A 23,515-nucleotide genomic window follows, 5' to 3' on the forward strand; every position below is an offset into this window, starting at 1 on the left:
CGGCTAGGCCACGAGCCATCCCACCATCAGCGACTTTCAACATAATCATGACGAGCCACATGATGCCTACGCTGAAGACCAGTGTTGAACTGCTGTTGTTAAGGGCGGTGAAAATCGGTTGGGTGGCTGCGAGCATTGTCATACCGACATCCTCCCAAAGCGCGAATATCCAGCTGAACCCCGCATACCCTTCAGGAGTTGCAGAGGCGCTCATACGGAACGCCTCTGAAACCAAGAACGTGCTGCTAGCACCAGTCTTACGACCCATAAACCGATCCACAGAAGGCACAACGTAAAACCGATGACTATCAGGTATTGAGCAAATGGGGCCACCAGCACATCGCCGGTTCGCTGCACTAGGTCGTACTGTTCCAAGACGCGTTTCCCGTACACACCAGGCATTAAAAACACCGCCACTATGTGGAGAAAACCAAAAGCAGGCCCTAGTACGATTCCGGTCCATCCGACCCACTTGGTGACCGCCGGCGCCCGCTCGTATACCGCGTCCAAAATTCCTGCGATTTTTTGTTTTGACATCCCCTCACCCTCATTTTTACTGGTCTTGGCTTCGGCAAGTTTTCAGCCTAAAGGGCGGCTCTTCCCTTCTCAATGCAACTCATTGCACTTACTACGATGCGTCAAATTTTTCCCGGCAAGCCCGCTATGTAACGCGCCTAACCGGCGCTTTACATAGCGGGCTAACTGGGTATCTATGATTTTGCGCAACACACACAACGCAACCCCAAACGATTGCGTCATCCACTGTGGCTCTCGTAAGCTGACCAAGCTCAAAACCGCCCTGCCCGGCCGCTCGTGCCCGTGTTATTCATGGGTGTAAGCAATGGCAGAGGGCTCCTGTCCTGCGTCATCGCAGACAGGGCCTTATCGATTACGCGTCGCGTCATCGCTCGCGCAACCGGCTTGGCCCCGACTAAATTATCGGGAACATCAACGACCAACAGAGGAGAAACGAAAACCTAACCAGGGTAGCCAAACCAACGATGGCAACCGCACCTGAACGGACAATCAGGAACCCGCTCGGAGACTCCGAGTAGGCGTGAACAGTCCCCGCCTGCACACCAGTGCAAAGGGGGGCGAACAGGCACACAACGAACCATCTTAGGATGGTGTGTCGCTGAACCGGAAACGGTCAGAAGTTCTTACACAACCAGAGAGCTTCTCATGAGCGAATTCGATGCGCAGATCATCGCTGCGCGCCTCAAGTCCGAGTCTAGGATTCGGAGAAAACCCCGAACTTATGCCCAACGGCGCTCGTTACTTGATAACTACAAGCACGAGCTGTTGCAGCTAGACGCAGTAGGTTGCAATGGAAGCGAGCTACAGCGCTGGATAGCCGAGAAAGGCATTACAGTCGAACGCTCGACCGTAAACCGCTGGCTACATCGGAACCGCCAGTATGGCTAAATTCGCCAAACCGGCGAAGCAAGCGGCGTCCGTGATGAAGCGACTGCAGGGCAGCCACATCAAATCGGTCAGCACCGTGCGGAACTATGAACAACGCCTAAAGCAGATCACTGTCCATCTCCAAGAGCACCGCTTGGGCAGCCTTCGTGATATGACTCCGACTCGTGCCCTCGAATATCTAAAACAACGTGCCGAAATCGTTGGCCAAAAGACGCTCGATATGGAGCGGCAAGCCCTGCAAGCGATGATGCAGCATGTCACTCATCAGCTCCCACCAGGTCTATCTCTGGCTGTCATCAAAAGCACCGCACCGGCAGCCCGAAAAGGAAAGGCGGGTCAGCCGACACTAGGTCGCCGATTGGCCGAGCAGTCGAGGTCATACACCCGTGAGCAAGTGACTCTCATCGCAGCTCGCCAGTCGCCACACAACGCCCTAGCAACCGAGATTTCCCATGCGTCAGGACTACGTGCCCATGAGTTACTAACGCTGCGCCGTATCCACCACAAAGCTCCAGATGCTCGCCCTGCGCATGGTTTGAAGTTTGCCGGTATTCGGGAAAACTCCATTGCTTACACTGTCTACGGTAAAGGGGGGCTTACCCGCGAGGTGCGCATTCCGATACACCTGGCCAGGCGCCTGGAAGCGACACGTCTACCAGAGGCACGTAGCGTTATAGATCGTGGTGTCCGCTACCAACAGTTCTACGAACTTGGCGGTGGTCAGCCCTGGAGCAAATCATTCGGTGCGGCTTCAAAATCAGCGCTTGGTTGGTCCAATGGAGCCCACGGGCTGCGTCACAGTTACGCCCAAGAACGCCTCAGTACAATGCAAAGTCATCTCACTCGTGAAGAAGCCAAGCGAGTCGTCTCTCAGGAGCTTGGGCACTTTCGTCCAGAAATTACCGAGGTCTATCTACGTTGAACATAAACATTTCCCCCGTATGGATCAGCAGCAGTTTGCTGTTCGTGATCGGTGCGCTTCTGATTGTGACCGGTGTACTCGTACTGCTATTAATCGAGAGCAAAAAGGCGAGAGCGCAGTTGGCGGCAACCCTAAATACCAGCGTGGCTCGGCAGAACGCCCGAATCCGGGAGCATCGCGCCGAAATCGAAGCAATCAACAAACAGTATCTGGGCAAGATGGCTGCGGCATCCAAGGATCATCATCACGAGCTGGAGAATCTAAGGGTCATTCTTTCCATCGCTGACCAAGATCTCGACGCGGCTCTAAAGGCCGCTTCTAAGGCTACCCAATAAGGCGCACACGTTGCCCAGGTCGACAGATCAAAGCATCAATAACTTCTTAAAGATTTGAAAGCAGTGGGATATCTGCCACCGTTAGCCCCCCCCCCGAGAGTCGAGCACTCTCGCGCTCTAAATGTGCAGTGACGGAGCCAGGCTCAAAGCGTTTTCCTAATGAAGTCGAATCCGATAGTGCCTCTTGCCGGCTGTGCATTAACACTCATTCACCCGCTTGGTTTTGCCGAATAGGCCGCGATTAATATTGATTAATAACAGATTACTATCCTCCGCAGAAATCTCTGCACGGCTGATTCCTTCTGGCCTAGCGGGCGATTTCCTTGCTAAGACCAGAGAGTGCTAGAACGGTATATACAGGGGTATCAGAACGGTATCAACGGGGTGCTAGAACGGTAGTCGGGAGTGCTGGAACGGCATGGCTCAGGGTGTTGGAACGGCATAATCGGGGGCGCTGGAACGGCATTCCCCAGACTGCTGGAGCAGCATAAGCAAGGGCGCTGGAACGGCATTCCCCAGACTGCTGGAGCGGCATAAGCAAGGGCGCTGGAACGGCTGCGTAATTGCATAGACTTGACCACCCATTTGCATTCAACTTGACCAGTCGTTTGCATCGGATTTGACCAGCGCACTGGGTGTGCCCTGACCGGCAAAAAACGGCCAATAGGAGCCGTTGGACAGCCTTGCTGCCACTCGATAGCTTCGGCGCCCTAAGCCTTGGGGAGGCTTCCCGTTTCGCCTCACGGAACAACTTATAAGGATGTGAGACATGATGCTATGTTTGGATGGCCAGTTTTCTGAACAAGAACTTTCCGAAAGGGACGAACTCGATCTACGGAACGTTTCAGCAAATATATGGCCGACGGTGCTCTCTCGGTGCAAAGCAAATGAACTACGCCTTTACAATCTTAAGCTTGCTTCACTTGAGGGAATTGATAGGTTAACTAATACACGGCGTTTGACGCTGGAATGGGCGAAAAAAATTGAAACACTGGAACCCGTTTCCGGACTGAGTGGTTTGACGTATCTGGCAATTGGAGACTTTCCAAGGCTGCGGCAACTCGACGGGCTTGAGAAGCTAAGCGAGCTGACAGAGCTGCGTCTGTCCGGTAGCCAGGGTGGAGGCTCGCCTCTCCGCCTTGAATCCATCGAGCCTGTTACTCGTATCTCCAAGCTCACCAGACTTTCACTGGCCAATGCGAAGTTCGAGGTCGATGACATCACTAGCCTCGTTCGCTGTACACATCTACGCCACTTGAGCTTGACGAACCAGTTCGATCGATCTCAGGTCGCTTTTCTCGCAAGCCGATTGAACAAGCAGCTCGCCGAGCCTCTAACTGCATACGTAAAAACACATCTACGTTGTATGAAGTGCAGTAGTCTGACGTCTATGTTTACGGGACGAAGAATGCCTTTCCTTTGTCCAGCGTGTGATGCACCGCGATTTGAAAAGCTCACTCGCCAGTTCGAACAGATGATGCACGATGCATGACAACTTCATTTGCTAGACGGTTCTATTGCTCGTTTTGGACCATTTTTCACTTGTGCAAGACTGTCCGCTTCGGGTCGACTTCTGCCAGTCAGGGCCACCCAGTGTGCTGGTCAAACCCGATGCAAACGACTGGTCAAGTCGAATGCAAATGTGTGGTCAGGTGGAGTGCAATTACCCAACGGCATTCCCCAGACTACTGGAGCGGCATAAGCAAGGGCGCTGGAACGGCATTCCCCAGTCTGCTGGAGCGGCATAAGCAGGGGCGCTAGAACGGCACGCCCCAGACTGCTGGAGCGACATAAGCAGGGGTGCTGGACCGGTATCAGTGCTTTTTGGCCAAGTGTCGCTGCTGTGAAGCACTAGGAGTGGTTTTGACTCGCACTAAGTTCTCTTCTAATTGATAACTAAATGGCTGCCCTGCTGCTGCACTCGCGCGCTCTACGGCCTCAAGGGATCGTCGCAAATCTTTTTTAAAATCAGATAGAGAGCTAGCCCGGCTTCCACATAAACTATGCAACGTCTCCACCTTGAAATCGTAGGGTTTTGCATGGGTTGAATAAAAGCCATGCACCCATTGCGCCAGTGGCTTCCCACGTAACGCTTTGCGGATAAGCCAATTCAAATCAGTATATTGGTCATCATGAAAGAACAGACCGAATTTGGGATTCAATCGAATGACATACATGCGTTCACTTCGCTCATCATGATCGCGGTAGACTTCCTGAATCAAACTGCCCTCATATGAATTTTTTCCTACTCTAACCTGCAACGCAGTTGCCTTGAGTCTACTTATACATTTATCTAGAATCGTTCGATTTTTTCCTGTATCAGTTTTTCCGAGTATTTTAAGAAGCCGATAGGCAGTTACCCTACACTCTGAGCCTAGCTCCTGCGCCCGCTCTAGATGCAGCACAGCTTCCCATACGTCTAGATCCACCTGATCAAGTAAGGCGCCGGTATAAAAAATGCTGATACCACCTAAAGCGTTGATTCCCACTTGCTCAACGTACGGACGGTGCCCTTTTTTGATTGCACCGAATAAAGCTGAGCGAAGAGCGAAATTGGGGACACGCCGAACCGAGTCTGACCAATTCGGCAATAACCTAAGTTCTTTCTCGACCTTGACCCCGAGCGGCTTGTCACGAGAGCGCTTTTGATTCTCTTCTAGCAGGGCAAAGATACGGCTAGAAAGTCGCGTATTTGTAGTCATTCTTAACGAACGGATGCGCTGATTTTTTCTGCAACCCAGATCTGCACTTGATCGGCAGGCCAAGCAACAGAATTTGCCCCAAGCGAAATACCGGCAGGGAACTCGCCGGCTCGAATTAGGCGATATATCTGAGATTTGCTCAGTCCCACCAAAGCACAGACGGTAGGAAGGCGAAGCAGTAGAGGTGAGACAGATTGACTAGCCATCTGGACGGGTCTCCTTGGGACCGGCTGGATGGCTAGGGATTTAATGACACCTCAAGTGAGAAGTCATGGGGATCCCCAAACTCCGACAGTGAGCCCCAAGTTCTCGCTATGAAACATCATGCACCAATCTTAAGCATGGACTGGGCACGCATGTACTTTCTCAACGTTTGATGATCTGTGGGTATATCCACTCCAGCATCTTCGGCAAGAGCTATCAAAGCAGAGTAAACATCAAAGTTTTTACGTGGCGGATTGTTGAGCCTAGAGGCATGGCACTTGATTTTATCTGCGCGCTTCTTACCATCGTAGTCATTTGGCAGCTCGCGATGGGCCTTATCAACCTCCTTAATAAGATCAACCAAACCATTCATGATCTTGTTTATGGTTCTCAGCTCTTGCTCCTTTAATTCACTCACTCTCTTATCTGTTTTAGTATTCTCACTTGCGTTACCACTCAATATAAATTCTGGGGTTTCAATCCCCGCTTCGAGAACCCACTTACCGAGGGCCGCTCTTGATAAGTACACAATGCCTGCTGGAATATCCTTAGCATCACTGTCGCTCACGCAGTAGCAACGGACGAGACCACTATCGCTCTCTGGCGGCGGATTGAATAAATTATCGAAGTACTCAATCAGCCCATTAAAGAATAGTTTATAAATTTTGGGTGAGCGCTGCGAGCCTCCCACTCTCCCGACCCAAAATATTTGGTCGGGAAGTACCATCTCCCCCCGCTTCACATGGTATTCTGAATATAAGCCTACAACTAGCTCATGCAGAGCAAATGCAGCTTCTTGAGAGCTGACTTTATAGTGACTAGCGTATTTCGGCACCAAATCAGATAGACGGATCACATCATAGTTCATGCGATATCCTTCACACCTGTAACGGAGGAAGAGCCGGCATTGATATGCGGCAAAATATTCAGATGGTCGGCATACCACTGAAGCATCTCTCGTCGCCCCTCCAGATACTGAGCATGGTTGTAAGTGCCGCGTATGCTGTTCTTATCCACATGAGCCAACTGAGTTTCGACCCACTCGCTGGAGTATCCGCGCTCATGCAAAGTGGTGGACATCGTGTGACGGAATCCATGGCCCGTAGCACGCCCGTCATAGCCTGAGCGCTTCAGTAGCTGGTTAATTGCAGCTTCACTCATAGGCTTCGCCGGGTCATTACGTCCAGGGAACGCGAGCGTGTAACCGCCAGTAATACTCTCTAATTCACGTAATGCAGCCACAGCCTGTTTGGAGAGCGGGACTAGATGAGCGCGACGCATCTTCATGCGCACAGCAGGGATGAGCCAGAGTGCGTTGTTGAGGTCAAACTCCGACCAAGGAGCGCCTCTCAACTCAGCCGTTCTAACACCCGTGAGAATCAGCAGACGTGTGGCGATCTTGACAATGTCATGCCCAGGACAGACCTGAATGCTGCTTATGAGCTTCGGAATCTCTTCAATAGGCAAGAAAGGATAGTGCTGGGTGGTTGGAGTCTGGAGCGCCCCTCCGATGTCCGCGATTGGGTTGTACTCAGCACGACCAGTGGCAATCGCGAAACGGTAGACCTCTTGGCAGCGTTGGCGAACTTTGCGCAGCTTCTCCAGAGCCCCTCGTGACTCTATGCGGCGAAAAACCTGCAACCATTGCATGGGCTTGATTTCGGTCAACGGCAAATTTCCCACCTTGGGGAAAATGTCCAATTCAAAAGCCTCGATAACGTCACTGGCATAACCTACCGACCAACGTGACGACTTATGTCGGTGCCACTCCAGAGCAAGGCCTTTGAACGTATTAGCGCGGGAGATTGCCGCCTGGGCCCGCACAGCCTTCCGCTCAAGCCCAGGATGCCGCCCTTGGGCCACAAGCTGGCGAGCTTCCGAAGCAAGCTGTCGCGCTTGGGCGAGGGTTACCTTGTCGATGGTGCCAAGTGAAATATGAGACTGTTTGCCATCCAAACGGAACCGGAAGCGCCAAGATTTACCCCCTGCCGCCCGCATCCAAAGGAATAAGCCACCGCCGTCGGCAAGGCCATAATCCCTATCTCTTGGCGCAGCATTCTTCACCTGCAAAGCTGTCAAAGCCATGCTGAGTACCTATAGATTATTGAACAACCTAAGGGTACTCGTGGAGGTACTCATAAGACAAGCGCTTGCGTGGAACTGGATGGCACCGCATGAAACGGAAGACCCTGAATATACTGACATTGAACAGCCAGTTGACACGGCCTGGCACTGTATGAACCCAGCTAATCGTGCCCGAGACAGGAATCGAACCTGCGACCTTCGCGTTACGAGTGCGCTGCTCTACCGGCTGAGCTACACGGGCAGTGGGCTAAAGCTAGCACCGCATTGGGCGGGCAGCAACTAACTCGCATGCCGCCCAGCAGCCGCTAGGCCCCGTCGGCGCCGCAGCCCTTGGCGATGTATTGCGCTTCAGCCGTAGTGGCACACTTCCAGCCCGTGGTGGCGCTGCGCGTCAAGGTAATGGTCTTGCCTTGCACGGGCGCCGTTGCATCGAGGATTTCACAGCTGATGGAACCGACGCCAGTCGCCACATCGCCTGCCACGTCAATCTTGCAATTGGCGGTGGGGCTGGTGCCACCGATCAAGGCAAGGGTCGGCACAGTGCCTTGGTTGAAGGTATCTTCGAAACCGGCCTTCAACGCGGAGATTTCAGCCAACCCCGCCGTGAACTTGGCCTTGGCCTGGTTATTGGTGTACATGGGCAAACCGATGGTTGCCAAAATGCCGATGATTGCCACGACGATCAACAACTCGATCAAGGTAAAGCCTTTCTGACGCATCACATTCACTCTCCAGATATAGAACCCATACCAAGGCGCGTCCTGCGCCTCGCGTTGTGCAACGGCGCCAGTGTACTCATCCGTGGGCAACCAATCGCGTGCAAGACGCACAATCTGACATTTTATCCTTCGCCACCGGCCTGTCCGAATCCATGACCTGACTAAGCTATAAATCTTCAACCACCCGCGTGCGGAAACGTGACATGAATGACGCTGCAACGATCTACGCCTGGGAAGGCATCAACCGCAAAGGGCGCAGGGTGTCCGGGCAAACCGTCGGCCATGACCTGGCGCTGATCAAGGCGCAGTTGCGCCAACAAGGAATCTTCCCCGGCCGCGTGCGCAAGAAAACCACGCGCCTGCCGAGCTTCGCCCCGCCGATAAAACCCGCCGATATTGCGCTGTTCACTCGCCAACTGGCGACTTTGCTGAAGGCTGGCATACCGCTGCTGCAAGCCTTCGACATTATCCGCGAAGGCTTCGACAACCGCCTGATACGCGAACTGGTAAAGGGTTTGAAACAGGAAATCGCTGCCGGCAACAACCTGGCGGCGGCACTGCGCAAGCAACCGCGTTACTTCGATGACCTGTATTGCAACCTGGTGGCTGCCGGGGAACAAGCCGGCGCCCTGGAAACCCTGCTGGAGCGGGTGGCGGTGCACCTGGAAAAAAGCCAACAGCTCAAGGCGCGAATCAAAAAGGCCATGACCTACCCCATCGCGGTGATCGTGGTCGCGTGCGTGGTCAGCAGCATCCTGCTGATTCATGTAGTGCCGCAGTTCCAGATCCTGTTTGCCGGGGTCGACGGCAAACTCCCCGGGTTTACCTTGGCCGTCATCGTCCTGTCCGAATTCCTGCAGCAGGCCTGGTGGATGCTCGTGCTGGGCCTGGGCGCTACATTTGCAAGCTTGCGCCAGGCCTACCGAGCCTCTCCTGGTTTTCGCCACTGGCTGGACGCAGGTTTGTTGAACACGCCGCTGGCAGGCACACTGCTGAAAAAAACCGCCGTCGCCCGTTATGCCCGCACACTCTCGACCACCTTCGCAGCAGGTGTGCCTTTGGTGCAGGCGCTGGACTCGGTAGCAGGCGCGGTGGGCAATGGGTTGTTCAAACAGGCGATCGAGCATATGCGTCACGATGTATCCACAGGCATGCAGTTGCATCAATCCATGGCCGGCAGCGGGCTGTTTCCCAGTATGGCGATCCAGATGACCGCAATCGGTGAAGAGTCAGGCACGCTGGACCGCATGCTGGAAAAAGTCGCCAATCACTTTGAGTCAGACGTGGAAAATCTGGTCGACAACCTCACCAGCCTGATGGAGCCACTGATCATGGTGGTACTGGGCGGCATTGTCGGCGCGTTAGTCATCGCCATGTACCTGCCGGTGTTCCAATTGGGGTCGGCATTTTGAGCCTGCTGCTGAGCGAGCAACCTTGGGTCTTCGTTGGGATGGCGCTGGTACTGGGCTTGATCGTCGGCAGTTTCCTCAACGTGCTGGTGTGGCGCCTGCCGAAGATGCTCGAGCGCGAATGGCGCGCCCAGGCCCAAGAGGTGCTCGGCTTACCTGCCGACCCGGCGGGCCCGACTTACAACTTGATGCACCCCAATTCCTGCTGCCCGCAATGCAAACAGCCGATTCGCCCGTGGGAAAATATCCCGCTGCTCAGCTATCTGCTGCTCAGAGGGCGCTGCGCCCAATGTCGTGAGCCGATCGGTGCGCGCTACCCCTTCACGGAGCTTGCCTGCGCGCTGATCTCGGCGACGGTCGCCTGGCATTTCGGCTTCGGCTGGCAAGCAGGTGCGGTGATGTTGCTGAGCTGGGGGTTGCTGGCGATGAGCCTGATCGATGTGGATCATCAACTGCTGCCCGACGTTCTGGTGCTGCCGCTGTTATGGCTGGGGTTGATCCTCAACAGTGCCGACATGCTGGCGACGCTGCCCGATGCGCTATGGGGCGCGGTGATCGGCTATATGAGCCTGTGGACGGTGTTCTGGCTGTTCAAGATGATCACCGGCAAGGACGGCATGGGCTATGGCGACTTCAAGTTATTGGCCCTGCTCGGCGCCTGGGGTGGTTGGCAGATCCTGCCGATGACGCTGCTGATGTCATCGCTGCTCGGGGTGCTCGCCGGGTTGATCCTGATGCGCTTGCGCAAGCCCCAGGCGTCGTTACCGATGCCGTTTGGTCCGTGCCTGGCGATTGCCGGCTGGATTGCATTGCTCTGGGGTGGTCAAATAACCGACTTCTATTTGCAGTCTGTCGGTTTCAGATGACCACTTCTGTTGCAACACCTTGGATTCTTGGCCTCACCGGCGGCATCGGCAGCGGTAAAAGCGCGGCCGCCCAGCACTTTGTCGACCTGGGCATTGACCTGGTCGACGCCGACCATGCCGCCCGCTGGGTGGTCGAACCCGGCCGGCCCGCCCTGGCGCGCATCGCTGAGCACTTCGGTGCAGGCGTGCTGCTGCCCGACGGCCAATTGGACCGCGCGGCGTTGCGCAACCTGATCTTTGAGGTGCCCGAAGAGCGCCGCTGGCTGGAAGCCCTGCTGCACCCGCTGATCGGTGAGGAAATTCGCAGCCACCTGGCCCGCGCTCGGTCGCCTTACGCGATCCTGGTATCACCGCTGCTGATCGAATCCGGCCAGAACAGCATGACCCAGCGCATCCTGGTGATCGACGTGCCGCAATCACTGCAGATTCAGCGTACCCTGCAGCGCGACGGCATCAGCGAACAGCAGGTGCAGGCGATTCTGAAGGCTCAGTCCAGCCGTGAAGACCGCCTGAACCATGCCGATGACGTGCTGGTCAATGACCAGGACCTTGCCTGGCTGCACAGCGAGGTCGAGCGACTGCACCACTTTTACCTTACTTTGCGTGGAGGCCGATCATGAGCCAACCTAAGACCGTCGACTGCCCAACATGCGGTGCACCCGTGGAATGGAAAACAGACAACGCCAACCGGCCGTTCTGCTCGGACCGTTGCAAACTTATCGACCTGGGCGCCTGGGCGTCGGAAGAGCACAAGATTCCGGTCAGCCCGGATGCCGAGGACGACCTGTTCTCCGAAGACCTGCCGCCGCGCCACTAAGACCGCATAAAGGCGTATTCCTGCTGGTCGTCGAGGTTCTCTGCAAGGTATTGCAGCTCGTCGGCCAAGTCTTCAAAACTGCGTACGCCCTTGCTCTGCTGCACCACCGCACTGAGCATGGCGCGCAGGGTCAAGCCTGGGTCAAAACCGATTTCCTGTGCAGCGTCCTGACTTCTGCGCAACTCCTGCCGTGCCCATTCGTACACACTCATGCCTAAAGCCCCTTCAAGATTTTCGCAAAGCATGGGCCTGCGCAGGTGCCCGGGATTTGATCTGGATCAACGCCGCGAATCGTCATCCTTCCACGGCGCCGACAAGTAGCGCGTGCGGTTAAAGGTCTCCAACCATTCAGGGCAGAACACCACCAGGGCGCTGACGACCATGCCGCTGATAAAGGCTTCGGGGAAGATGATCAGCCACAGGTAACCGACAAAATCCTCCAGCCATTCCGGCATTGCGAAACGGCCGTCGAACCACAGCAGGCCCAATGCGGCCAACAGGCAGAGCAGCGCCGACAGCGCGGCGGCAAAAAAACCCGAGCAGAAGATATACACAAAGGGATTGCGTGGTTGCGCCCGCTCAACCAGCACTGCGCAGGCCTCCGTGACCAGCACCGGCAACACAATCAGCAGCAGACCGTTGACGCCGACGGCGGCCAAGTCCTGGCGCCCCAGCAGCACAAGACCGAACTGCGCAGCCAACCCGCCGACGATTGCCAGAGGCCAATCGAGCAGCAGGGTCACAGCGGTCATGCCAATAAAATGGTAAGAAACGCCCGTATCAAAATCCCGCCGCACCAGCCACAACATGAACAGCGCAAACACCGTACCGAACAGCAGATGCTGGCGCCGTCGGTCGGCAAACAGCTCAACCCAGGGTGAGCGCAGGATTGCCCACATCACCACCGGCGCATACAACAGCCAGCCGACGCTGAGGGTTTCCGGCGCCAGCACGGCGGCGCTGATCACGGCTTCACCTGCTCCAGGGCCTGGCGCAGTTCAGCGGCTGAGCTGTATTCGTGTTGCGCGACCAGCTTGCCGCTATCGAGTTGCAGCCACAGCACTTTATCCACAGCCCCCGGATAACGCGGGGCGATACGCGCGTCACGGTCGAGCATGACCCGGTAGTTGTAGGCTTGCATGGCCGGCACGGCGAACAGCTTGGCGACCAGCCGGGGCATGCGCTGGATATCCGCAACAAACACCGCATGCCGCGCTTCGAGGTAGCCCTTGGGCTGGCCTTGCAACGCCGCGTCTAGCAACTTGGCGGCGTCCATGCTGCGAGCTACCAGCAGAATCTGTGCCTGATCATCCAGGGTGTAGGCTTGGTCGAACTGGTCGAGCAAGGTCCACGGCGCCACGCGCTCACCCACCTCGACGGCTTGGGCCCACAACGGTAAAAGGCTTAGAAACAGCACTGCGAAAAACTTCACTGCTTACTCCTTGGTTTGGATGATGGTCGAGTAGCCAGTCTACACCGGCCTTTTAAAGCAAGACTTCCTGCGGTCATCATTTGAACGCTAAGCTGCAAATATGGATGACTCAGATTATTTGCGCCTGCTCACCGTAGCGGCCGAACAAGCCAATGCGTTCCTGTCCAATGCCCGCAAATGGGAGCGTGAGCGTTGGGTCTGCCAGCGCCTGCTGCAAGGCTTGAATGTGCCCTACCGCGCCGAAGAGTTTCATGCCGCCGGTCAAGAGCCGCCGGATGTGCTGTTTCGCGACGCCAGTTTTGAGGTGTTTTTCGTGCTGGATGAAGGCCGACGCCTGAACGACGAATGGCGCGATGAACTGCTGCGCCGACGCAGTGCGTTTTCCCTGAGCCAACTGGTACGCCGCGAGGCCAAGCCGCGGCGCATTCCGGCCCATGAGTTCCTACTGCGCCTGGCACCGACGCTGCGCAAAAAAGCGCATAACTACAAAGAGCGCGGTATGGACCTGGGCGAGTTGGACCTCATCGCCTTCACCAGCCTCAAACGCGAAGTGCTGGACCTCAACAGCCACTTCCCGCCCCCCACCGAATACCTGCGCCAGGGCTGGCGCTCGTTGTCCCTGGTAGGGCCGACCTTTGCCCGGGTACTGTTCGCCCACCCCGACGCACCGGATTTCTTGCGCAACAACCTGGGGCGCAGCATAGTATTCGACGTGGGCATCAGCTTGTGACTCGGGTACAGGCTACGCTTGTGGCAATACCGCCACCCCCCTGACTGTAACGTGGCGCCCTTTTGCAACGTCTATCTGACGAGGCCTTTATGACCAGCCGCCTGAACCCCGATGACCAACAGCATGTCGAAGAGTACCTGCAACTCTCCCAGAACCAAGTCGAGCGCAAGCCTTTCCGGCCGTGGCTGCTCCTTGGTGTGGTGCTGGTAGTGGTGATCGGGCTCGGTCTGCTGAGCCGCCTTTTGAGTTACCTGACGCTATGAGCTGCCTGGCGCTCGCGGGGGTAACTGCTCCGATTTCTTTTAGCCTTGCGAGATATCCCCATGACCCATCGTATTATTATCGTCGGCGGCGGCGCCGGCGGCCTGGAGTTGGCTACCCGCCTGGGTAAGACTCTGGGCAAGCGCGGCACCGCCAGCATCACGCTGGTGGACGCCAACCTGACTCATATCTGGAAGCCGCTGCTGCATGAAGTGGCGGCCGGTTCGCTGAATTCTTCGGAAGACGAACTCAATTATGTCGCCCAAGCCAAATGGAACCACTTCGAGTTCCAGCTGGGGCGCATGAGCGGGCTTGACCGTGAACAGAAGAAAATCCAGCTGGCCGCCACCCTTGATGAAGAAGGCCGCGAACTGGTGCCTGCGCGCGTGCTGGGCTACGACAGCCTAGTGATCGCGGTCGGTAGCACCACCAATGACTTCGGCACCGAAGGCGCGGCGCAACACTGCCTGTTCCTCGACACGCGCAAACAAGCCGAGCGCTTTCACCAGCAGTTGCTCAACCACTATCTGCGCGCCCATGCCGGGCAGACCGATACCATTGAGCAGATCAGCGTCGCCATCGTCGGTGCCGGTGCCACCGGTGTTGAACTCGCCGCCGAGCTGCATAACGCCGCCCATGAGCTGGCGGCGTATGGCCTGGACCGGATCAAACCGGAAAACATGCACATCACCCTGATCGAGGCCGGCCCACGGGTATTGCCTGCGCTGCCGGAGCGAATTGGCGGGCCGGTGCATAAAACCCTGGAGAAACTCGGCGTCACCGTGCTGACCAACTCAGCGGTCAGCGAAGTGACCGCCGATGCCCTGATCACCAGCAGCGGCCAGGTCATCCCTGCCAGCCTGAAGGTGTGGGCCGCCGGGATTCGCGCGCCAGGTTTCCTCAAGGATATCGATGGCCTGGAAACCAACCGCATCAACCAGCTTCAAGTGCTCCCAACGCTGCAGACCACTCGCGACGAAAACATCTTCGCCTTTGGCGACTGCGCCGCCTGCCCGCAACCGGGCACCGACCGCAATGTGCCACCACGCGCCCAGGCCGCTCACCAGCAGGCTTCGTTGCTGGCCAAGTCGCTGAAGCTGCGCATTGAAGGCAAGGACCTGCCGTCCTACAAGTACACCGACTACGGTTCGCTGATCTCGCTGTCGCGGTTCTCCGCGGTGGGTAACTTGATGGGCAATTTGACTGGCAGCGTGATGCTCGAAGGCTGGCTGGCGCGGATGTTCTATGTGTCGCTGTACCGCATGCACCAGATGGCGCTGTACGGTTTTTTCCGCACGGCGATGCTGATGCTGGGCAGCAAGATTGGGCGCGGGACTGAGCCTCGGCTCAAGCTGCACTGATCGACTGAATGGCCACAAAAAAATCCCCCTATCGAGCGATAGGGGGATTTTTTATTGGGCTAACTCTGCTGGTAGAACTCGGCCATATAGTCGACAAACGCTCGCACCTTGGGCGCCAGATGCCGGGACTGTGGATAAAGGGCGTAGTAGTGCCGCTCGCCCAATGAGTAATTGGGCAGAATGCGCACAAGCTGGCCTAGCGCCAAATCATTGTGCACGGTGGCCTGGGTGAAGCACGCAATGCCCGCCCCCGCCAACGTGGCCGCGTGCAGCGCGCTGATAGTGTTGGTACTGAACCGCCCCGACGGCGTGACGTTGACTACAGCGCCGCGTGCCGCGCTCAGCTGCCAATCCGACGACGCCCCCACGAAGCTCAGCAAGTGATGCTTGTCGAGCTCCTGGGCCGAACGCGGTAAACCATGGCGGCCGATGTAGCCCGGCGAAGCCACCAGAACCTGACTGGAAACCGTCAACGTGCGTGCAATCAGCGACGTGTCCGCCAAGGCGCTGGAGATGCGTATCGCGACATCAAACCCATCGGCAACCAAATCGACGAATTGATCATCGCAACACAGTTGCAGCTCAATATCGGGATAGCGCCGCTGAAAACCCGGCAGCCAGTGCGGCAGATCCAAGGTCCCCACCACCAGCGGCACACTGACTCTCAGCACGCCTTCAGGGCGTTGGTGCCCATGGGCGATGGCCTGGGATGCGGCGTCGAGACGGTCGAGGATATCCACGCACGCAGCGTAGTACTGCTCCCCGGCCGCCGTCAGACTGAAGCGCCGCGTGTTGCGGTTGATCAGCTGGGCGCCCAGCTCAATCTCCAACTGCTGCAACTGCCGGGAAATCGTCGAGTGCGTGGTGTCCAGGCGCTCTGCTGCGGCAGAAAAGCCTTTTGCGTCAACGATGCACCGAAAGGCGCGCATGGCGGATAACTGGTTCATGCAACAGGCGGTCCCTGCGGGTTTTGGGGAATCAGTTAAGCGGCAACGCGATAATTTGCGAGGTGGTCAGCACCGAGCCGAAAGTGTCTTCAATTTCCGCCAGCGCCGAGTTGTGCAACTCATCCTTGGTTACCGAATGGCCATCGGCGCGTGTAATCGCCCGGGTCGCACTGGCATCGGATGCTACCACAACGTCATAACCCAACGGCGCGGCGTCCCGGGCGGCGCCGGCGACACAGGCGTGGGTCATCAGGCCACTGATAATCAGAGTCTTGACGCCGGCCTTCTTTAATTGCGCATCCAGGTCAGTGCTGGCGAATACGCTGACGGTGGTCTTCTGCACGAGCGTGTCTTGCGCACGCGGCTTCATCAGCGGGTGAAAATCAACGGTCTTGCCGTTCTTGGCGAATACCGCCGCGCCATCCGGGGCGATGTGCTGCACGTGAATGACCTGGATTTTTTCTTTGTCAGCGAATTTGATCAGGCGCTGGGTGTTTTCCAGAGCCTTCATGCCGTCCGGGATCGGCATGCGGCCGGTGAAGTATTCATTCTGGAAGTCGATTACCAGCAGGGCGGTGGTTTTCGGGTCCAGGCGTTCTGTGGGTTTGGCACCCAACATGGCGCGAATGGTGGGCTGCTGATTCGCGGCGGTGTCGGCGGCGACTGCGTAGTGGCCGAACCCCATCATCATGCCGAGGCCTACCAGTGTGGACTTGAGCATGGCAGGTAATGAGCGGACGGGATGAGTGGCAATAGCGAGGGTCATGGTGCGAGTTCCTGAGGTGAGTAAATTGACGAGGCCCAGTCTAGGAGCCCGTCATCACCGCACCAACGCACTAATCAGCACAATATTTGTTTGGAATTCGCACAAGCAGGCTAACCAACGGGCAAAAAAAATCCCCGTATCTTTCGATACGAGGATTTTTAATATGGTCGGGGTAAGGGGATTCGAACTCCTGACATCCTGCTCCCAAAGCAGGCGCGCTACCGGACTGCGCTATACCCCGGTAAAAAAAAGGCGACCTTTCAGTCGCCTTCTTCGATCAGTGCTTTTGGCCTCTGATCTTAAGATTCGATTCCAGCGTTAACTGGTCTCAAAAATGGTGGGTCGTGTGGGATTCGAACCTACGACCAATTGGTTAAAAGCCAACTGCTCTACCAACTGAGCTAACGACCCAAAAATGGTCGGGGTAAGGGGATTCGAACTCCTGACATCCTGCTCCCAAAGCAGGCGCGCTACCGGACTGCGCTATACCCCGGTTTTGAAATTGGCTCCGTGACCAGGACTCGAACCTGGGACCCAATGATTAACAGTCATTTGCTCTACCGACTGAGCTATCACGGAACTACATATTTCAAATGTACAACTTTTACCGCTTTGTAACCTTCTCTTCGACCCGTCCGTATCGCTACGTTCATGTCTCTGAGGCGCGCTATTCTACAATCTTAAAAACCCCTGTCAACCCTTTAAATTGCTTTTAAGACAATGATTTGCGCTTCTTTCTGATTTCTTCTTGGGGAGAAGAAACCCGCGGGCTGACGTTGCTGCGGGGCGCACTTTACAAGCCTTTGCCTTACAGTTCAACGCCCTATCGAAAAAAAAGGCCCCGCAATGCGGGGCCTCCTCTTATCGCCATACAGGCTGGGCTCAGTGGAAGACGATTTCGTCGTTTTCCACCGTGGCCGCGACGCTGGTCCCCGGCATGAAGCTGCCCGACAAGATCAACTGCGCCAGCGGGTTCTCTATCCAGCGCTGGATCGCACGTTTGAGAGGCCGTGCGCCATACACCGGGTCGTAACCCACCGCGATCAGCTTGTCCAACGCCTCGCTGCTCAGCTCCAGGTCGAGTTCGCGCTCGGCCAGGCGGCTGCGCAGGCGGCCCAACTGGATCTCGGTGATGCCCGCGATCTGATCCCGCGCCAAAGGCTCGAAGATCACCACTTCATCGACCCGGTTGATAAATTCCGGGCGGAAGTGCGAGGTCAGCGCATCCATGACCGCAGCACGCTGCGCCTCACGATCGCCGACCAGTTCCTGGATTTGCGAGGAGCCCAGGTTGGAGGTCATCACGATCACCGTGTTGCGAAAATCCACGGTACGCCCGTGGCTGTCCGTCAAGCGGCCATCTTCCAGCACCTGCAGCAAGATGTTGAACACATCCGGGTGGGCCTTCTCGACCTCGTCCAGCAAGATCACCGAGTAAGGCTTGCGCCGCACGGCTTCGGTCAGGTAACCGCCCTCCTCGTAGCCCACATAGCCTGGTGGGGCACCAATCAAGCGCGCCACCGAGTGTTTCTCCATGAATTCGGACATATCGATCCGCACCATGGCCTCTTCGGTATCAAAGAGGAACTCGGCCAAGGCCTTGCACAGCTCGGTCTTACCCACGCCGGTCGGGCCGAGGAACATGAACGAGCCGCTCGGACGGTTCGGGTCGGACAAGCCGGCCCGGGAACGGCGTACCGCGTTGGACACCGCCACCACCGCCTCTTCCTGGCCAATAACGCGCTGGTGCAACAGGCTTTCCATTTTCAGCAGTTTGTCGCGCTCACCTTCGAGCATTTTCGACACGGGGATGCCGGTCCACTTCGAGACGACTTCGGCGATTTCTTCCTCCGTCACCTTGCTGCGCAGCAACTGGTTCTCGCTTTTACCGTGCTGATCGACCATTTGCAGGCTGCGCTCCAGGTCCGGGATAACCCCGTACTGCAACTCAGCCATGCGGTTCAGGTCGCCTTTACGGCGTGCCGCTTCCAGTTCCTGACGGGACTGCTCGATTTTTTGCTGGATCTGAGCAGAACCCTGCACTTCGGCTTTTTCCGAGGTCCAGATTTCCTCGAGGTCCGAATACTCACGCTCCAAGCGCAGGATTTCTTCCTGGAGTTTTTCCAGGCGCTTCTTCGCCGCCTCGTCCTCTTCCTTCTTCAGTGCCTGGGATTCGACTTTCAGTTGAATCAGGCGCCGATCCAGGCGGTCGAGCACTTCCGGCTTGGAGTCGATCTCCATGCGAATGCGGCTGGCCGCTTCGTCGATCAGGTCAATGGCCTTGTCCGGCAACTGACGGTCAGTGATATAGCGATGGCTCAATTTGGCCGCCGCAATGATCGCGCCGTCAGTGATCGCCACCTTATGGTGGACCTCATAGCGTTCTTTCAGGCCACGCAGGATCGCGATGGTGTCTTCTTCACTCGGTTCTTCCACCAGTACTTTCTGGAAACGACGCTCAAGGGCTGCGTCCTTTTCAATGTACTGGCGGTATTCGTTGAGCGTGGTCGCACCAACGCAATGCAACTCACCCCGAGCCAGGGCTGGCTTGAGCATGTTGCCCGCGTCCATCGAGCCTTCGCCTTTACCGGCGCCGACCATGGTGTGCAGTTCGTCGATAAACAGAATGATCTGCCCGTCCTGCTTCGACAGCTCATTGAGCAGGGATTTCAGGCGCTCTTCGAACTCGCCACGGAACTTGGCACCGGCGATCAGCGAGCCCATGTCCAAAGACAGCAGGCGCTTGCCTTTAAGGCCGTCCGGCACTTCACCATTAATGATGCGTTGGGCCAAGCCTTCGGCAATCGCGGTTTTACCCACGCCAGGTTCACCGATCAGCACCGGGTTGTTCTTGGTGCGGCGTTGCAGCACTTGGATAGTGCGACGAATTTCGTCGTCACGGCCAATCACCGGGTCAAGCTTGCCTTCTTCGGCGCGCTTGGTCAGGTCGACGGTGTATTTATCCAGGGCCTGGCGCGACTCCTCATGGTTGGGGTCATTCACCGCTTCGCCGCCACGCAGGTTGTTGATGGCGTTTTCCAAGGCTTTCTTACTCACGCCCTGGCCCAGCAACAATTTGCCAAGCTTGCTGTTGTCGTCCATCGCGGCGAGCAGCACCAGTTCGCTGGAGATGAACTGGTCACCTTTCTGCTGGGCCAGACGATCCGCCTGGTTAAGCAGGCGCGCCAAGTCCTGCGACATGTTCACGTCGCCGGTAGGGTTTTGGATTTTCGGCAGTTGGTCGAGCTCTTTGCTCAACTCCTTGCGCAGGCTGTTGACGTCAAAGCCCACCTGCATCAGCAAGGGCTTGATAGAACCACCTTGCTGCTCCAGAAGCGCCTGCATCAAGTGCGCAGGCTCGATGGCCGGGTGGTCAAGGCCCACCGCCAAGGATTGAGAGTCAGATAAAGCCAACTGCAATTTGCTGGTTAAACGATCAATACGCATTAGTCACCTTCCTTTTGAGCAGGCCGGAGCTATAAACACATCCTGAATGAAGAAACCTGCCAGATACCCCTATAGATGGGGTGGATTCTGGAAGATTCAAGCGATCAATGGTCGATATGGACCAGGGTTGACCCAGATCAAGAGAGTCTAGCGGTCAAGCCAGATTAGGGAGGCAAACCGACCGGTGCGAGGGCTGCGGCGGTAAGAAAAGAAGCGCGGATCGGTCACGGTGCAGAAACCGCCACCATATATAGCGGTGACACCGCGCGCGGCCAGGCGCAGGCGTGCCAACTGGTAGATGTCGGCCAAGTACTTACCGGGGTTGTGGCTTGGAACGAAGGCTTCGGCGGTAATCGGCAGTTGCTCCATGAAGGCTTCACGCACTTCCGGGCCAACTTCAAAGGCTTGCGGCCCGATTGCCGGGCCCAGCCAGACCAACACTTCGCCGGGTTCGGTGTTCAAGCTTTCAAAGGCTGCTTCCAATACGCCTGCTGCCAGCCCGCGCCAACCGGCATGGGCGGCCGCCACGCGAGTACCGGCACGGTTGCAGAACAACGCGGGCAGGCAATCGGCGGTCATTGATGTGCAGGCAATCCCAGGCGTGCTGGTCCAACTGCCATCGGCTTCGGCGATGCGCGACGGGTCAGCCTCGACCACGGTTGTCCCGTGGACTTGGCGCAGCCACGCAGGCTGAATATCAAAGGCATCGGTCAGACGACGGCGATTCTCAAGGACGGCCTCAAGGCTGTCTTCGACATGATCGCCCAGGTTAAGGCTGTCGAACGGCGCCAGACTGACGCCGCCCGCTCGGGTGGTAACGCAGGCTTTCACCCCGGCCGGCGCGGGCCAGTCAGGAATCAGCCAGTCACTCATCCGATAAACGCCTCACGATCCTGCTTGAGCAGCGACAACAACCAGACCAGATCGTCCGGAAGAGGCGATTCCCAGCTCATCCGCTTACCGCTCGTCGGATGGTCCAGTTCCAAGAACCGGGCATGCAGTGCCTGGCGCGGGAAGGACTTCAGCGATTCAACCATGGTCTGACTCGCCGCCGGCGGAATACGGAAGCGACCGCCGTAGGCCGGATCTCCGACCAACGGGAAGTTAATGTGCGCCATGTGCACGCGAATCTGGTGCGTACGACCGGTTTCCAGCTTGACCCGCACGTGAGTGTGGGACCGGAAACGCTCGAGTACACGGTAGTGGCTGACGGCCTGTTTGCCGCCCTCCATGACCGCCATACGCTGGCGCTGCTGGCCGTGTCGGCCGATAGGGGCGTTGATCTTGCCACCCGCTACCACCACGCCGATCACGATGCATTCGTAGATGCGGCTGACGCTACGGCTCTGCAATTGTGTGACCAACTGCGTCTGGGCCTGGATAGTCTTGGCCACCACCATCAAGCCGGTGGTGTCCTTGTCCAGGCGGTGCACGATGCCGCAGCGCGGGACATTGATGATGTCCGGCACGTGGTGCAACAGGGCATTGAGCAAGGTGCCATCAGCGTGCCCGGCCGCCGGGTGAACCACCAGGCCTGCGGGTTTATTGATGACCAGGATGTCGTCGTCTTCATAGACGATATCCAGCTCGATGTCCTGGGCGACCCATTCTCCCTGGGCTTCCTGCTCGGCAGTCAGCTCAAGAATCGCACCACCATGAACTATGTCTCGCGGGCGGATAACCGCTCCATCCACAGTCAGGCGGCCGTCTTTGATCCAGGCGGAAAGGCGCGAGCGCGAGTGCTCAGCGAATAATTGTGCGGCGACTTGATCGAGGCGTTGGCCGCCCAATTCGGACGGCACCTCTGCGCGAAGTTCAATTTTATCGGACATGCTCAGACTAGGCGTGGCACAGCCTTTGGTTTCGGCTGCGCGCTTGTGGTTAAATACGGCGTCTTTTGCCCCGAGGCTTTCAACGGGGCGCTCATCATAACAGGACGGCCCCGCCCAAGACAGCGGCCGTCATAGGGACGCAAGCCGCCATGCAAGTGAAACACCTGCTGCTGATCGCCATCCTCGCCATGACTGCTGCTTGCTCGTCAACAAAGGAAGTCGTCGACGAAAACCTGAGCGAAGTCGAGCTGTACCAACAAGCTCAAAAAGACTTGGACAATAATAGCTACACCAGCGCCACAGCGAAGCTGAAGGCCCTGGAGTCGCGCTATCCGTTCGGGCGCTACGCCGACCAGGCACAGCTCGAGCTGATCTACGCCAACTACAAGAACGCCGAGCCTGAGGCTGCCAAGTCTGCCGCCGAGCGTTTTATACGGTTGCACCCGCAGCACCCGAACGTGGACTACGCCTACTACTTGAAGGGCCTGACCTCGTTCGACCAGGACGTTGGCTTGCTGGCGCGCTTCCTGCCGCTGGACATGACCAAGCGTGACCCGGGCGCTGCCCGCGACTCCTACAACGAGTTCGCCCAGCTGACCAGCCGCTACCCTAACAGCCGCTACGCGCCGGACGCCAAGCAGCGCATGATCTACCTGCGCAACCTGCTGGCGTCCTACGAGATTCACGTGGCCCACTACTACCTGACCCGTCAGGCGTACGTCGCTGCCGCCAACCGTGGCCGCTATGTAGTGGAAAACTTCCAGGAAACCCCATCCGTGGGTGACGGCCTGGCAGTGATGACCGAGGCTTACCAGCGCCTGCACCTGGACGCCCTGGCGACCACCAGCCTGGAAACCCTGAAACTCAACTACCCGGATCACCCAAGCCTGAAGGACGGCCAGTTCGTGCCTCAGGTTGCTGAAGCGGACAACCGTTCGTGGCTGAGCAAGTACACCTTGGGCCTGATCGAATCCCGTCCACCGCTGCCGCCGGGCGAAACCCGCGCCAACCAGGACGTGATGAAGCAGTTCCAGGATGCCAAGGAATCGATTCCTTCGGAGCTCAAGCCGCATGACGAAAACGGTGACGTGATCGAAGAGCAAGAGCCACAGGCCCTTGGCAACAACGAAGATCGCTCGTGGTTCAGCTACATGACGTTCGGCGTGTTTGACTGATTGCACCCGGCGTCATCAAGAAGGAGCCTTTCGAGGCTCCTTTTTTATTGCCGAGCATTATTGCGCTGTGCGCCTGCCAC

Annotated in this window: 25 protein-coding genes and 5 tRNA genes; 11 read left to right on the forward strand and 19 right to left on the reverse strand. The window is 57.1% G+C overall.

Annotated features, from left to right (window positions below; genetic code table 11):
* Positions 1 to 214, reverse strand: a 214-nt coding sequence (locus ACI77I_RS18160) for a hypothetical protein (RefSeq protein ID WP_406998102.1), incomplete at its 3' end; no start/stop codon positions are given.
* Between the two features lie 1,203 nt (positions 215 to 1,417).
* Between ACI77I_RS18160 and ACI77I_RS18165 the strand changes: the two genes are divergently transcribed.
* The 3 genes from ACI77I_RS18165 to ACI77I_RS18175 all read left to right on the forward strand — a co-directional run bounded on the left by ACI77I_RS18165 (position 1,418) and on the right by ACI77I_RS18175 (position 4,174).
* The gene (locus ACI77I_RS18165) at positions 1,418 to 2,347 is read left to right on the forward strand and encodes a site-specific integrase (protein ID WP_406994409.1); all 930 of its coding nucleotides are present in this window, start codon (positions 1,418 to 1,420) and stop codon (positions 2,345 to 2,347) included.
* Between the two features lie 35 nt (positions 2,348 to 2,382).
* On the forward strand, positions 2,383 to 2,682 hold the full coding sequence (locus ACI77I_RS18170) for a hypothetical protein (protein WP_406994408.1): 300 nt from the start codon (positions 2,383 to 2,385) through the stop codon (positions 2,680 to 2,682).
* Between the two features lie 769 nt (positions 2,683 to 3,451).
* Positions 3,452 to 4,174 (forward strand): leucine-rich repeat domain-containing protein, encoded by a 723-nt coding sequence (locus ACI77I_RS18175; RefSeq protein ID WP_406998103.1) that lies wholly within the window; start codon positions 3,452 to 3,454, stop codon positions 4,172 to 4,174.
* Positions 4,175 to 4,496: 322 nt separating this feature from the next.
* Here the strand turns inward: ACI77I_RS18175 and trfA are convergent, their stop codons facing one another.
* From trfA to ACI77I_RS18205, 6 genes are all read right to left on the reverse strand, one after another.
* The gene (gene trfA / locus ACI77I_RS18180) at positions 4,497 to 5,384 is read right to left on the reverse strand and encodes a plasmid replication initiator TrfA (RefSeq protein ID WP_406998104.1); all 888 of its coding nucleotides are present in this window, start codon (positions 5,382 to 5,384) and stop codon (positions 4,497 to 4,499) included.
* A gap of 2 nt (positions 5,385 to 5,386) precedes the next feature.
* A complete protein-coding gene (locus tag ACI77I_RS18185; protein WP_406994324.1) occupies positions 5,387 to 5,590 on the reverse strand; it encodes a helix-turn-helix transcriptional regulator in 204 nt (67 codons plus the stop codon).
* Between the two features lie 116 nt (positions 5,591 to 5,706).
* A complete protein-coding gene (locus ACI77I_RS18190; RefSeq protein WP_406994323.1) occupies positions 5,707 to 6,456 on the reverse strand; it encodes a hypothetical protein in 750 nt (249 codons plus the stop codon).
* Positions 6,453 to 7,673, reverse strand: coding sequence for a tyrosine-type recombinase/integrase (locus ACI77I_RS18195; RefSeq protein ID WP_406998105.1), 1,221 nt, complete (start codon positions 7,671 to 7,673; stop codon positions 6,453 to 6,455). The genes ACI77I_RS18190 and ACI77I_RS18195 overlap by 4 nt, the downstream gene beginning before the upstream one ends.
* A 168-nt stretch (positions 7,674 to 7,841) precedes the next feature.
* A tRNA-Thr gene (locus tag ACI77I_RS18200) sits at positions 7,842 to 7,914 on the reverse strand.
* A 64-nt stretch (positions 7,915 to 7,978) separates the two neighbouring features.
* Positions 7,979 to 8,392, reverse strand: a complete 414-nt coding sequence (locus ACI77I_RS18205) for a pilin (RefSeq protein WP_406998134.1) — start codon at positions 8,390 to 8,392, stop codon at positions 7,979 to 7,981.
* Between the two features lie 203 nt (positions 8,393 to 8,595).
* On the opposite strand from ACI77I_RS18205, the gene ACI77I_RS18210 reads away from it, so the two are divergent.
* The 4 genes from ACI77I_RS18210 to yacG are packed head-to-tail and all read left to right on the forward strand — an operon-like array spanning position 8,596 to position 11,484.
* Positions 8,596 to 9,804, forward strand: coding sequence for a type II secretion system F family protein (locus ACI77I_RS18210; protein WP_406998106.1), 1,209 nt, complete (start codon positions 8,596 to 8,598; stop codon positions 9,802 to 9,804).
* Positions 9,801 to 10,667, forward strand: a complete 867-nt coding sequence (locus ACI77I_RS18215) for an A24 family peptidase (RefSeq protein WP_277933789.1) — start codon at positions 9,801 to 9,803, stop codon at positions 10,665 to 10,667. The genes ACI77I_RS18210 and ACI77I_RS18215 overlap by 4 nt, the downstream gene beginning before the upstream one ends.
* Positions 10,664 to 11,287, forward strand: coding sequence for a dephospho-CoA kinase (gene coaE, locus ACI77I_RS18220; RefSeq protein WP_094948944.1), 624 nt, complete (start codon positions 10,664 to 10,666; stop codon positions 11,285 to 11,287). The genes ACI77I_RS18215 and coaE overlap by 4 nt, the downstream gene beginning before the upstream one ends.
* Positions 11,284 to 11,484, forward strand: coding sequence for a DNA gyrase inhibitor YacG (gene yacG / locus ACI77I_RS18225; protein WP_094948943.1), 201 nt, complete (start codon positions 11,284 to 11,286; stop codon positions 11,482 to 11,484). The genes coaE and yacG overlap by 4 nt, the downstream gene beginning before the upstream one ends.
* Here yacG and ACI77I_RS18230 read toward each other — a convergent pair.
* The 3 genes from ACI77I_RS18230 to ACI77I_RS18240 all read right to left on the reverse strand — a co-directional run bounded on the left by ACI77I_RS18230 (position 11,481) and on the right by ACI77I_RS18240 (position 12,916).
* Entirely contained in the window at positions 11,481 to 11,696 is a 216-nt protein-coding gene (locus ACI77I_RS18230; RefSeq protein WP_406998107.1) for a hypothetical protein, read from the reverse strand. The genes yacG and ACI77I_RS18230 overlap by 4 nt on opposite strands.
* Positions 11,697 to 11,762: 66 nt before the next feature.
* Positions 11,763 to 12,452 carry an energy-coupling factor ABC transporter permease gene (locus tag ACI77I_RS18235; RefSeq protein WP_406998108.1) on the reverse strand — a complete coding sequence of 230 codons (690 nt, stop codon included), beginning with the start codon at positions 12,450 to 12,452 and terminating at the stop codon, positions 11,763 to 11,765.
* The gene (locus tag ACI77I_RS18240; protein ID WP_094948942.1) at positions 12,449 to 12,916 is read right to left on the reverse strand and encodes an FAD/FMN-containing dehydrogenase; all 468 of its coding nucleotides are present in this window, start codon (positions 12,914 to 12,916) and stop codon (positions 12,449 to 12,451) included. Before ACI77I_RS18240 ends, ACI77I_RS18235 begins: the two co-directional genes overlap by 4 nt.
* A 100-nt stretch (positions 12,917 to 13,016) precedes the next feature.
* Between ACI77I_RS18240 and ACI77I_RS18245 the strand changes: the two genes are divergently transcribed.
* The 3 genes from ACI77I_RS18245 (at position 13,017) to ACI77I_RS18255 (ending at position 15,268) form a co-directional block, all read left to right on the forward strand.
* A complete protein-coding gene (locus tag ACI77I_RS18245) occupies positions 13,017 to 13,646 on the forward strand; it encodes a DUF1780 domain-containing protein (RefSeq protein ID WP_083360208.1) in 630 nt (209 codons plus the stop codon).
* A gap of 89 nt (positions 13,647 to 13,735) precedes the next feature.
* Positions 13,736 to 13,909, forward strand: coding sequence for a DUF3094 family protein (locus ACI77I_RS18250; RefSeq protein WP_048724181.1), 174 nt, complete (start codon positions 13,736 to 13,738; stop codon positions 13,907 to 13,909).
* A gap of 60 nt (positions 13,910 to 13,969) precedes the next feature.
* The gene (locus ACI77I_RS18255; protein WP_065900570.1) at positions 13,970 to 15,268 is read left to right on the forward strand and encodes an NAD(P)/FAD-dependent oxidoreductase; all 1,299 of its coding nucleotides are present in this window, start codon (positions 13,970 to 13,972) and stop codon (positions 15,266 to 15,268) included.
* Positions 15,269 to 15,327: 59 nt separating this feature from the next.
* On the opposite strand, the gene ACI77I_RS18260 is transcribed toward ACI77I_RS18255, so the two are convergent.
* The 9 genes from ACI77I_RS18260 to rluD all read right to left on the reverse strand — a co-directional run bounded on the left by ACI77I_RS18260 (position 15,328) and on the right by rluD (position 22,260).
* A complete protein-coding gene (locus ACI77I_RS18260; protein ID WP_176462880.1) occupies positions 15,328 to 16,215 on the reverse strand; it encodes a LysR family transcriptional regulator in 888 nt (295 codons plus the stop codon).
* A gap of 31 nt (positions 16,216 to 16,246) precedes the next feature.
* Positions 16,247 to 16,981, reverse strand: coding sequence for a cysteine hydrolase family protein (locus ACI77I_RS18265; RefSeq protein WP_406998109.1), 735 nt, complete (start codon positions 16,979 to 16,981; stop codon positions 16,247 to 16,249).
* Positions 16,982 to 17,145: 164 nt separating this feature from the next.
* Positions 17,146 to 17,222: transfer RNA gene (locus tag ACI77I_RS18270), tRNA-Pro, on the reverse strand.
* 94 nt (positions 17,223 to 17,316) lie between these two features.
* Positions 17,317 to 17,392 (reverse strand) — tRNA-Lys (locus ACI77I_RS18275).
* A gap of 5 nt (positions 17,393 to 17,397) precedes the next feature.
* Positions 17,398 to 17,474 (reverse strand) — tRNA-Pro (locus tag ACI77I_RS18280).
* Positions 17,475 to 17,484: 10 nt separating this feature from the next.
* Positions 17,485 to 17,560: transfer RNA gene (locus ACI77I_RS18285), tRNA-Asn, on the reverse strand.
* A 303-nt stretch (positions 17,561 to 17,863) separates the two neighbouring features.
* Positions 17,864 to 20,428: an ATP-dependent chaperone ClpB gene (gene clpB / locus ACI77I_RS18290; protein WP_083360211.1), complete on the reverse strand. Its 2,565-nt coding sequence runs from the start codon at positions 20,426 to 20,428 to the stop codon at positions 17,864 to 17,866.
* A gap of 147 nt (positions 20,429 to 20,575) precedes the next feature.
* Positions 20,576 to 21,301, reverse strand: coding sequence for a peptidoglycan editing factor PgeF (pgeF, locus tag ACI77I_RS18295; RefSeq protein WP_406998110.1), 726 nt, complete (start codon positions 21,299 to 21,301; stop codon positions 20,576 to 20,578).
* Positions 21,298 to 22,260 carry a 23S rRNA pseudouridine(1911/1915/1917) synthase RluD gene (gene rluD, locus ACI77I_RS18300; protein WP_005784662.1) on the reverse strand — a complete coding sequence of 321 codons (963 nt, stop codon included), beginning with the start codon at positions 22,258 to 22,260 and terminating at the stop codon, positions 21,298 to 21,300. The genes pgeF and rluD overlap by 4 nt, the downstream gene beginning before the upstream one ends.
* Positions 22,261 to 22,409: 149 nt before the next feature.
* Between rluD and ACI77I_RS18305 the strand changes: the two genes are divergently transcribed.
* Positions 22,410 to 23,435, forward strand: a complete 1,026-nt coding sequence (locus ACI77I_RS18305; protein ID WP_094948938.1) for an outer membrane protein assembly factor BamD — start codon at positions 22,410 to 22,412, stop codon at positions 23,433 to 23,435.
* The last annotated feature ends 80 nt before the right edge of the window (positions 23,436 to 23,515 follow it).

Origin of the sequence: Pseudomonas sp. D47 (assembly GCF_045447305.1) — a bacterium.
Taxonomy (GTDB): Bacteria; Pseudomonadota; Gammaproteobacteria; order Pseudomonadales; family Pseudomonadaceae; genus Aquipseudomonas.